This window comes from Stenotrophomonas sp. P5_B8, from assembly GCF_054049855.1.
In genome coordinates this window covers 1-815 of sequence record NZ_JBFULO010000795.1, presented here as the reverse complement: position 1 = coordinate 815, position 815 = coordinate 1, and the positions used below count along the sequence as shown (strand labels likewise).

Genomic DNA, 815 nt, shown 5'->3' with positions numbered 1-815 from the left:
CAACGAGGCGATCTGGCCGTCCTTGGCGTGGGCCAGCTGCAGCTCGCGGACCAGGGCATCGGTCTGCTTCAACGGCGTGCCGGCCGGCAGCTTGGCGGTCATCTCGAAACGGTCCTGGGCCAGCTGCGGGATCAGGTCGGCCCCCAGCATCGGCACCAGCGCCAGGGTGGCCACGAAGGCCAGGCCAGCCAGGCCCAGCACCTTGCCCGGGTGGTGCAAGGCACCCGGCAGCAGCTTGAGGTAGCCGCGCTCGGCACCGGCGTAGGGCTTCATCGCCACATCGCTGGCCTTGCGCATCACCGGGCCAACCACCGCCACGACCCCGCGCGACACGCGGATCACCGCCCACGCCAGCCCGAAGCAGGTCCAGCGCACCAGCGCGCCGACGCCGCGACGGCTACCGGCCACCGGCTTGAGCCAGCGCTGTTCCGGCTGCCAGGTGGCGTGCGCCGGTTCCTCCGGGAAGGCCAGCGGCGGACGGCCCTTGAGCGAGCTCAGCATCGGGATCAGGGTCATGGACACCAGCAGCGAGATCGCAATGGCGATCGCCACGGTCAGCGCCTGGTCGCGGAACAGCTGGCCGGCGATGCCATCAACGAACACCAGCGGCAGGAACACGGCGATGGTGGTCAGCGTGGAGGCGACCACGGCCATGCTGACTTCCCGGGTGCCGGCGATCGCCGCCTCCAGGATGCCCAGGCCACGCTCGCGCGCCTTGGCGATGCTCTCCAGCACCACGATCGAGTCGTCCACCACCAGGCCGGTGGCCAAGGCCAGGCCGCCCAGCGACATCACGTTGAGGCTGAGCCCCATCT

General features: G+C 70.7%; 1 protein-coding gene. It reads right to left on the bottom strand.

All coding sequences use genetic code 11. The annotated features are described in order from the left end of the window. Positions 1 to 815, bottom strand: an 815-nt coding sequence (locus tag ACXJKH_RS21505) for an efflux RND transporter permease subunit (protein WP_457322425.1), incomplete at both ends; no start/stop codon positions are given.